The organism is Mycobacterium sp. E2733, assembly GCF_001667585.1.
Classification (GTDB): Bacteria; Actinomycetota; Actinomycetes; order Mycobacteriales; family Mycobacteriaceae; genus Mycobacterium.
In genome coordinates, this window is sequence record NZ_LZJZ01000014.1 from 1 (window position 1) to 6,490 (window position 6,490).

General features: G+C 65.5%; 8 protein-coding genes. 5 read left to right on the forward strand and 3 right to left on the reverse strand.

Annotated elements, in window-relative coordinates:
- Positions 1-444: 444 nt before the first annotated feature.
- A complete protein-coding gene (locus A5678_RS02225; RefSeq protein WP_068037786.1) occupies positions 445-768 on the forward strand; it encodes a putative quinol monooxygenase in 324 nt (107 codons plus the stop codon).
- Here A5678_RS02225 and A5678_RS02230 read toward each other — a convergent pair.
- Entirely contained in the window at positions 765-1,454 is a 690-nt protein-coding gene (locus tag A5678_RS02230; RefSeq protein ID WP_068037798.1) for a guanylate cyclase, read from the reverse strand. The genes A5678_RS02225 and A5678_RS02230 overlap by 4 nt on opposite strands.
- Positions 1,455-1,601: 147 nt before the next feature.
- Between A5678_RS02230 and A5678_RS02235 the strand changes: the two genes are divergently transcribed.
- Entirely contained in the window at positions 1,602-1,811 is a 210-nt protein-coding gene (locus A5678_RS02235; RefSeq protein ID WP_082945349.1) for a hypothetical protein, read from the forward strand.
- Here the strand turns inward: A5678_RS02235 and A5678_RS02240 are convergent.
- Positions 1,763-2,587, reverse strand: a complete 825-nt coding sequence (locus A5678_RS02240) for an adenylate/guanylate cyclase domain-containing protein (protein ID WP_068037792.1) — start codon at positions 2,585-2,587, stop codon at positions 1,763-1,765. The genes A5678_RS02235 and A5678_RS02240 overlap by 49 nt on opposite strands.
- Before the next feature lie 124 nt (positions 2,588-2,711).
- Between A5678_RS02240 and A5678_RS02245 the strand changes: the two genes are divergently transcribed.
- Together A5678_RS02245 and gnd are read left to right on the forward strand one after the other, a co-directional pair.
- Positions 2,712-4,115, forward strand: coding sequence for a glucose-6-phosphate dehydrogenase (locus tag A5678_RS02245; protein ID WP_068037799.1), 1,404 nt, complete (start codon positions 2,712-2,714; stop codon positions 4,113-4,115).
- Between the two features lie 14 nt (positions 4,116-4,129).
- Positions 4,130-5,152 carry a phosphogluconate dehydrogenase (NAD(+)-dependent, decarboxylating) gene (gene gnd / locus A5678_RS02250; RefSeq protein ID WP_068037794.1) on the forward strand — a complete coding sequence of 341 codons (1,023 nt, stop codon included), beginning with the start codon at positions 4,130-4,132 and terminating at the stop codon, positions 5,150-5,152.
- 64 nt (positions 5,153-5,216) lie between these two features.
- Here the strand turns inward: gnd and A5678_RS02255 are convergent, their stop codons facing one another.
- On the reverse strand, positions 5,217-6,086 hold the full coding sequence (locus A5678_RS02255) for an alpha/beta fold hydrolase (protein WP_068037796.1): 870 nt from the start codon (positions 6,084-6,086) through the stop codon (positions 5,217-5,219).
- Between the two features lie 124 nt (positions 6,087-6,210).
- Here A5678_RS02255 and A5678_RS02260 point away from each other — a divergent pair.
- Positions 6,211-6,490, forward strand: a 280-nt coding sequence (locus A5678_RS02260; RefSeq protein ID WP_197502014.1) for a VOC family protein, incomplete at its 3' end; no start/stop codon positions are given.

Sequence of the window (6,490 nt, forward strand, 5' to 3'; positions counted from 1 at the left end):
AGGCGCCACTGCCACCGCCGGAGGCGCCGCCCGTCCTGGTCGACGCTGCGGCCCCCGCGCCGCCCGCGCCCCCGGCGCCCGAACTGCCGCCGCCCGGCGACCCGGGAATTGCGAATCCTTAACGAAAACAATTCGCGAAGGTCTCGATCTTTCGGGCTACTATTTGACGCATATACGACATGCGAATAGCACGGGACCTACTGCGAAGTGAAATAGCTCGGCCTGCGCAAGTTTTGTGAGGCAGGCCACTTGCGTGCGGGTCAGCGGTCCGAGATTCGCACAGATTCATGCGGGAGTTGCGCCCTGGGTGTCTATTCAAGACGCCCGGGGCGCACTTTGCTGGCGGTACCGCCCACCGGCGGGGCCCGCCGGCCGATATGCTGGCGCTGCTCGCCATGATCGGGCGGGGCGCAGCATCCAGAAGCGAGCTAGGCAGGGGCCGCAATGATCTTCATCGTCGTGAAGTTCGAGACCAAGCCCGAGTGGACGGACCGCTGGCCGGAACTCGTCGCGTCCTTCACGGCCGCCACTCGTGCCGAGGAAGGCAATCTGTGGTTCGAGTGGTCGCGCAGCCTGGACAATCCGGCGGAGTACGTCTTGGTGGAGGCTTTCCGTGACGGTGAGGCCGGCGGCATCCACGTCAACAGCGACCACTTCAAGCGGGCGATGCAAGAACTCCCGCAGGCACTGAAGTCCACCCCGAAGATCATCAACCAGACCATCGACGCGAGCGGATGGTCCGAAATGGGCGAGATGTCGGTCGACTAGCCGACTTCGCTTACCGTGACCGCGATTTCGTCGCCCAGCTGATAGCCCGGCGCCAGCGGAAGAATGTCACCGCTCCAGAATTTTCCCGGATCGAACCAGTTGGCGTCCTTGTCCGTGTTCAGCAATCCCATTTCCTCGTAGGTGATCGCCACAGTCTCCGCGCAATAGGCGGTGGAGAGGCTCATCTTGCGCTCTTCCCGGCGGCGCCGGGTCTGCTCGCGAACCTTGGTGTCCACCAAGGGTATTCCGCGCACCCAGTCGTTGATGGTCGGTAGCCGGCCGCGGAACCAGCGACCGGTCAGCCGGGCGGTGGTGGGAAACGCGGTGCCGTCCATCCGGGCGATCACCCGAAGGAGCTTGTTCTCTTGCTCGCGGGTGGGATGGGGTGTCAGCTGACGTAGCCAGCACCGCTGGCCGTAACGCTGCGTCCACTGCACGACGGCCTGGTGCAGATCGTTGAGCTGCACACCGCGGTGGTTGGTTCCGGTCCACATGTCGACGAGCTTGTCGCCCAGTTCGGCATGCCAGATCAACGGCGGCAGGTCGTCGATGGCCACTGTCATGCCGACATGATTCACCGGTGCGTTCGTCAACGTCTGAATCGCGCGGTCGGGCCGCGAGCGGCCGCGAAACAGCCAGAGATCGCCAGTGCGAGTCTCGTTCAGCGCCTCTTCGAGGGTCAGCATCATCAGGCGAGTGCTTCGCGTCCGTCGCGCACAGTGGTGAACTCATCCCGGATCAGGCCGGTCGGCATGTCGTTGAACACGTACAGCCCTTGGGTTTCGGAGTTGCAAGCGCACACAAGTTAATCACAGCGCGAATACCCTGTGTTCATGCGCAACGTGTGGAAATGGCTTGGGCTGGCCGGCGTCGCCGGTGTCGTCGCAGGGGGCGTACTGGTGGTTCGCGACCAACGCAAACGACGCGCCTACACGGCCGACGAGGTCCGGTCGCGCCTACACCAGCGGCTGGCCGAATACGACGGCGAGGGCTTTCAGTCCGAGTCGGGATCGGCCGGGGCCTCGACGGCGAACAAGCGATAGTCGCCCGAGAATCCCTTCAGCTCGACGTCGCGCCCCGCGTCGAAGCGGATGTCGTCGCAGTCGGCGAGAGCATCGCGCACCGGCTGACTCACCAGGATCTGGCCGCCGACGGCCTGCGCGGCCACCCGCGCCGCCATCGCGACGTTGCGGCCGAACAGATCTTCGCCGCGCCGCACCGAGCGGCCCATGTGGATGCCGATCCGAACCAGAATCTCCTCGTGCCGCTTGCGCTTTGCGTCCTTGCGTAGCGCACGCTGCAGGTCGATGCCGCACTGCACCGCTTGGTCGGCGCGGGCGAACGCGACCATGAAGCCATCGCCCTGGCTCTTCACCACGTGACCGGAGCGCCGCCGCACAAGGTCCGTGACCAGCTTGTCGTGCGCCGCAATGAGCCGCACCCATGCCCGGTCACCGATGCGCTCGTTGAGCGCGGTGGATTCCTCGATGTCGGAGAACAGGATCACCACTCGGCCGTCCGGCGTGACGCGTGCCAAGTCGGGACGCTCCACCTCCGCCCAGTCGGCAAGGTCTTCTATCGAACTGCGTATAGCGCCGCCGAAGCCTTCTTTGCGCACCAGGTTTGCGGTTTGCCACACGGTCTTGACGGCCTCGCGCCCACCCGACAGCAACCAACTGCGGGTGTCGGTGCGGTGCCGCAACTCGTCAATCTCCTGGCGGCTGCGGACCAGCAGCCTCGACAGCACGGCGAGCGCGATGGCCTCGATCGTGGCGAGGCCGGCCAGGACGTAGACCGTGATGTGCAGCGCGTCACCCACGCAAGCATCCTGTCAAAGGCCGCGATGACTCGAGGTTGTCGGGTCTGTATGCGATGTCTAGTGTTAGGTCCGACCGCCGCGGGTAGTGAGTCTGGAAGAGCCGATGACTTTCGGAGGTGCGGGCTTGGCTGACGGCGGTGACAACTCTTCGAACAAGCTGGTGATATTCGGCATCACCGGTGACCTCGCACGCAAGATGACGTACCGGGCCTTGTATCGGCTCGAGACGCGCGAGATGTTGGACGTCCCGATCGTGGGCGTTGCCAGTGACGACATCCCCCTCGAGAAGCTGGTCGAGCGCGCCCGCGACGCCATCAAGGCGTCCGGTGAGAAGTTCGATGACGCGGTGTTCGACCGGCTCGCGGGCCGGCTGTCCTATTTGCACGGCGACGTCACCGACGAAAAGCTCTACGGCCAACTTGCCAAGAAGATCGGTAAGGATTGCCGGCCGCTGTACTACCTGGAAATGCCGCCGTCTCTGTTCGCCCCGATCGTGGAAAACCTCGCCAAGGCCGACCTGCTGGACTGCGCGCGCGTCGCGGTGGAGAAGCCGTTCGGCCACGACCTGGCCTCGGCCCGCGACCTGAACGCCCGACTGCGTGCGGTGCTCGACGAGGACCAGATCCTGCGCGTGGACCACTTTCTGGGCAAGCAACCCGTCGAAGAGCTGCAATATCTGCGCTTCGCCAACAACGGCCTGGCCAAGCTGTGGGACCGGGAGAGCATCTCCGAAATCCACATCACCATGGCCGAGGATTTCGGCATCGAGGACCGCGGCAAGTTCTACGACGCGGTGGGCGCCCTTCGCGACGTCGTGCAGAACCACCTGCTCCAGGTGCTCGCGTTGGTCGCGATGGAGCCCCCGGTCGGTCCCAGCGCCGATGACCTGAACGACAAGAAGGCCGAGGTGTTCCGCGCCATGCCGGCGCTGGATCCCGAGCGCTGCGTGCGTGGCCAGTACCGCGGCTACACCGACGTCGACGGGGTGGCGAAGGATTCCCAAACCGAGACTTACATCGCGCTGCGGACCGAGATCGACAACTGGCGCTGGGCCGGCGTTCCGATCTTCTTGCGCGCCGGAAAAGCGTTGCCGGAGAAGGTCACCGAGGTGCGGATGTTCCTCCACCACGTTCCGGGATTTTCGTTTCTACCCAACCGCCGGCCGCCCGCGCCCAACCAGATCGTGCTGCGCATCGATCCCGATCCCGGGATGCGGCTGCAGTTGTCCGCCCAAGTCGGCGCCGAATGGCATGACGTCCACCTGGACTCGTCGTTCGCCGAGGATCTCGGGGAAGCCGTGCGGCCCTACGAACGGCTCCTGTACGCCGCGCTCACCGGGGACCGCCAGCTGTTCGCCCGGGAGGACGCCATCGAGGAGACATGGCGGATCGTGCAGCCCGTGCTGGACAAGCCGGGCCGGATCCATCACTACGACCAGGGCTTTTGGGGACCCGACGCGGCGCAGTCGCTGCTGCATGGTCACCGCAGCTGGCAAGAGCCGTGGCTGCCTAAGCAGACGTCACAGTAAGGAGAACGAAAAAGATGCAGCTCGGGATGATCGGCCTCGGCCGGATGGGCGCGAACATCGTCCGCCGGGTCGCCAAGGACGGACACGAATGCGTGGTCTATGACCACAACCCCGATGCCGTCAAGGCGATGGCGGGGGAGGAGAGGACCACCGGGGTGTCGTCGCTGCAAGAGCTCGCCGAGAAGCTGACCGCTCCGCGGGTCGTCTGGGTGATGGTGCCGGCGGGGACCATCACGACCGGGGTGATCGATGAGCTGGCCAAGACGCTGGACTCCGGCGACATCGTCATCGACGGCGGCAACTCGTACTATCGCGACGACATCACCCACGCAAAGACGCTGTCGGAGAATGGCATTCACCTACTCGACTGCGGCACCAGCGGTGGTGTGTGGGGCCGGGAACGCGGCTACTGCCTGATGATCGGCGGCGATGACGAGGCTTTTCTGCACGCGGAACCGATCTTCGCCAGCGTCGCTCCCGGAGTGGAAGCCGCGCCACGCACGCCGGGCCGTGACGGCGAGGTCGCCCGATCGGAGCAGGGCTACCTGCATTGCGGTCCGTCCGGCGCCGGCCACTTCGTCAAGATGGTGCACAACGGCATCGAGTACGGGATGATGGCCTCGCTCGCCGAGGGGCTCAACATCTTGCGCGGCGCCGACATCGGAAAGCAGGTGCAGGAGGGCGACGCCGAGACGGCGCCGTTGTCGAATCCGGAGTTCTACCAATACGACTTCGACATCCCCGAGGTGGCCGAGGTGTGGCGGCGCGGCAGCGTCATCGGCTCCTGGCTGCTGGACCTGACCGCGATCGCGCTGCACGATTCGCCCGATCTGAAGGAGTTCTCCGGTCGCGTCTCCGATTCCGGGGAGGGCCGCTGGACCGCGATCGCGGCGATCGACGAGGGCGTCCCGTCGCCGGTGCTGACGACCGCGCTTCAGTCCCGTTTCGCCTCGCGTTCGCTCGATGACTTCGCCAACAAGGCGCTGTCGGCGATGCGCAAGCAGTTCGGCGGGCACGCCGAAAAGCCGGCGAACTAGTGGCGATCGCAAGCGCCGCGTAGCGGGGCGTAGCGGGTCGCCCCCATCGAACTAGCGCGTCCGGTTAGTGCCGCATGACGAACTTCACCACCGCGTCGCTGAACGCGTCGTTGTCGTCGCCGGCCGCGGTATGCCCGGCGTTGGACAGCTCGACGAACTCCGCGCGCGGCACGCTGGCCAGGAAATGCCGGACTCCTTCGGGGCTCACCACGTCGGACAGCTTCCCGCGGATCAGCAGGACGGGAATCGATAGGTTCTTCGCGGCCTGCTCGAACTTCTCGGTGCGCAGCTCGGGATCGTCGCCGGGCTTGGTCATGAAGGCCGGGTCCCAATGCCAGTACCAGCGGCCGTCGTCGCGCAGGCGCAGATTCTTTTTGAGCCCCTCGGGGCTGCGCGGCTTGTCCCGGTACGGGAGGTAGGCGGCGACGGCGTCGGCGGCCTCCTCCAGCGAGTCGAAACCGTCGAGCCCGCTGATCATGAAATCGCGAATGCGGGCGCTGCCGCCCTTCTCGAATCGCGGCACCACGTCGACGAGGACCAGTCGGGTCACCTCGGCGGGGCCCGCCCGGTGGGCGGCGAGGATGCCGGTCAGTCCGCCCATGCTTGCCCCGATGATCATCACCGGCCGGCCGATCGCCTGGATCACCTTCAAGACGTCGGCGGTCAGGGTCTCGACGTCGTAGTCGGCATTGGGTGCGCGATCGCTGTCACCGTGCCCGCGACTGTCGAGCGCGACGACATGCAGTCCCTGGTCGGCAAGCGTTTGACCGGTGTTTTTCCAGGAATGCCGGTTTTGGCCGCCACCGTGCAGCATGAGGACGCTCGGCCGTCCCGCGCCGTCGGTCCCGCCGTTCCATTCGTCGGCGACCAGGGTGATGCCGCCGAGACCGGAAAACTCGACCGTCTGGGGGACGCTGCTGCTGACGGTGCTCATGCGACCTGACGTTACATAGGGGGCTTAAGCACCGTCCTGCGGGTCGACGACGCGATGAGTTTTCGCGGTCGCCGGGGTCTATCCGGTGACAACACCAACGAGCCAACAAGGAGGCCGCGACCAAATGCCATCGATCACCCCGTCGCTGTGGTTCGACCACAACCTGGAAGAGGCGGCCGAGTTCTACACCTCGATTTTCCCGAACTCGCACATCGAGGGCCTCAACCGAACCACGGAGGCCGGGCCCGGCGAACCGGGCACCGTCTTATCCGGCAGCTTCGTCCTGGATGGCACCCGGTTCATCGGCATCAACGGCGGCCCGCATTTCCAGTTCACCGAAGCGGTGTCTTTCACCATCCACTGCAAAGATCAGGAGGAAGTCGACTACTACTGGGAGCGGTTGA

Excerpts from the sequence above, each read along its gene's own strand:
- A5678_RS02225 (WP_068037786.1), top strand. The coding sequence starts at position 445 with ATGATCTTCATCGTCGTGAAGTTCGAGACCAAGCCCGAGTGGACGGAC.
- A5678_RS02230 (WP_068037798.1), bottom strand. The coding sequence starts at position 1,454 with ATGCTGACCCTCGAAGAGGCGCTGAACGAGACTCGCACTGGCGATCTC.
- A5678_RS02235 (WP_082945349.1), top strand. The coding sequence starts at position 1,602 with ATGCGCAACGTGTGGAAATGGCTTGGGCTGGCCGGCGTCGCCGGTGTC.
- gnd (WP_068037794.1), top strand. The coding sequence starts at position 4,130 with ATGCAGCTCGGGATGATCGGCCTCGGCCGGATGGGCGCGAACATCGTC.
- A5678_RS02255 (WP_068037796.1), bottom strand. The coding sequence starts at position 6,086 with ATGAGCACCGTCAGCAGCAGCGTCCCCCAGACGGTCGAGTTTTCCGGT.